This is a genomic window from Oleiphilus sp. HI0132 (genome assembly GCF_001635845.1).
The window spans coordinates 1-2502 of record NZ_LWGJ01001090.1; the positions used below are offsets into that span (position 1 = coordinate 1).

Below are 2502 nucleotides of genomic sequence, written 5' to 3' on the forward strand. Positions count from 1 at the left end.
GCGCATTGGGTTTGATGGATGAAAAGCTTGAGGAGGAAATAGCTCAGTCTCGACATTTGGTTGATGAGGGGGTAGATGATATTGAAGGAAAACATCTGAGTGCTGCAGATGGCTTAGCTGAAGGGAGCAAGCAGAGCGCTAGAAATGAAGTTGCGGCTTCGACTAACACTCCTGTAGATACTGAGGCTAAAACCTCCCAGCAAGCTTTAAATGTTTACGAGTTTTTTACGCCAGAGAAAGTCAATGAACAACAGCTTAAGCCAGAGTCTTTCGAGGCTGTTTCCAAGTACAAATATGCAAGTCATGATAGTACCGAGTTTTCCTTAACGACCAGGGATGGCGATAAAGTCTCGATTCGTTTGAGTGATACATTTGCCTCTATTTACCAGTCTTCGGGAAACTCTCTAGGCGTGGCTGTGTCCGGCGATAAGTCGTTTGAATATAGTGTCGAAGGGGAGCTGGATGAATCGGAGCTTACGGCAATTAACGAGCTATTGTCGCAGCTAGGTAATGTAACGGAATTATTTTTTCAAGACCGCTTTCAGGATGCATTTGAATCAGCGATGAGTGTAGGGTTTGATTCCAGCGAAATTGCATCCTTTTCCTTAGACTTGTCCAAGACTGTAGCGGAAGAGTTAAGAACTTATGGTGCACCTTCTAGTTCACAAGAAGGTCGAACGAATGACTTATCAAACCTAAAGCGGTATCAACCTATTGTAGATATGGTTAATCACTTTAATCAGATGAATGATTCAATGGGAGTGTTTGAATCTCCGCGCGACTCAATGGTCAGCTTGATTCGTGAAACGCTTGAAAGAGTGAAAGGTATGATGAGTGAATTAAGTGAAAATAGCGCTGACGCTGATAAGTCTATGATTCCAGTAGATAAGGTAACTGTTTCCCACTTTATCGAATTTAGTGAGTACTTATTGTCTGAATGATTTTAGAGGTGGCTTCCTAGGTTAAAATAAATTCTAGCCTCGGTAACGGGGCCTAAGTAGCTGTTATGTCTACGTAGATGGTTAGCTTCTGTCCTGGCTGTAGATATTTTTTCTTGTTTAGCTTGTTCCAGCTTACTAGGTCATTAATCGTTACGCTGAACTTACTTGCGATGCGAGCGAGCGAGTCACCTTTTCTTACTCGATAGCCAATCTTTCTGATCATTTGCCTTTTATCTCTAAAAGACGGTAGCGGCATGCTTGCTTTACCTACATCCTTAAGTGACCAGATAATTAATTCCTGACCTGGCTTAATCGGGTCAGTGGGTGCCATGCCGTTCCACTTGGCTAGAGAGCGAACGCCTACTTTGTGAGCTCTGGAAATATCCCACATGGTATCTCCAGAGCGTACTTTATAACGTAGTTTCTTGCTGCCTTGGCTTCCGGATATTTTGTCTTGCTTGCGCTTGAGTCGATTATGCTGGCTTAAGTTGTAATAAGCTTTACCTTCAGATGCAACAGGGATAAGTAATTTTTGTTTCTCTCTGATCGTGTTAGAGCGCAGCTGATTGACTTGCTTAATCAAGGCTGGAGTTGTGTTGAATTTCTTTGCTATGCGAATTAAGGAGTCACCGCGTTTTATACTGTAGCGAGTCCAGTTGAGCCTCTTTTCTGGAGGTAGCTCAGTCAGCGCGGCTTTAAACTGTTTGGCGCTCTCAATAGGTACCAATAAACGATGAGGCCCCATGGGGGCGCTAGCCCACTGATTGAATCCTGGGTTGAGTTTATATATTTCCTTTATATCGATGCCGGCCAGGGTAGCTGCCTGGGCAAGATCGATCTGCCCGCCAGTTTGAACTGTCTCAAAGTACGGTTTATCAGCGATTTTCGGGAATTGAATGTTGTATTTTTCAGGCGACTTTACAATCTTGGCAAGAGCAAGCAGTTTAGGGACGTAAGCGCGGGTTTCTCTTGGAAGCTTCAAAGACCAGAAGTCTTGGGGTTTTCCTAGTTTTTTATTGCGCTTTATCGCCTTACTAACGCGGCCTGAACCAGAGTTGTAAGATGCAAGAGCATGGAGCCAGTTGCCGTCAAATCGTCTACTTAAGTAACTCAGGTATTCGAGAGCTCCTTGAGTCGATGCTAATACGTCACGTCGTCCATCGTACCACCAGTTTTGATGCAAACCATAAATCTTCCCGGTACCTGGAATAAACTGCCATAAGCCTGAAGCACGGCCATGACTGTATGCGAAAGGATCGTAGGCACTCTCGACAAAAGGTAGTAGTGCTAGTTCCATCGGTAGTTTACGTTTCTTAACTTCTTGCACCACATGGTGAAGATAGCGTGAAGAGCGCTTAAAGGTTCGGTCTAGATAATTGGGGTTGTTTACGTACCAGCGTAACTGGCTTTGAATGCGCTTGTTGTCAAGAGTCAGGTCGAGTGTAAAGTGCTTTCGAATATCGTCAAGCAGGTCGCCTTGGTCAGGGTTATGGCTAGGTCTATCACGAAGAAGCTGAAGCTCCTGATTGACTTTCTGTTCCAGCTCATCAGTTGGAGTGAT

At 44.4% G+C, this 2502-nt stretch carries 2 protein-coding genes; one reads left to right on the forward strand and one right to left on the reverse strand.

The features are described 5' to 3' along the window. Positions 1-941: hypothetical protein (locus tag A3766_RS31140; RefSeq protein WP_197479576.1), on the forward strand; the 941-nt coding region annotated here is incomplete at its 5' end. Between the two features lie 52 nt (positions 942-993). Here A3766_RS31140 and A3766_RS14265 read toward each other — a convergent pair. Next, positions 994-2502: LysM peptidoglycan-binding domain-containing protein (locus tag A3766_RS14265; protein ID WP_068642391.1), on the reverse strand; the 1509-nt coding region annotated here is incomplete at its 5' end.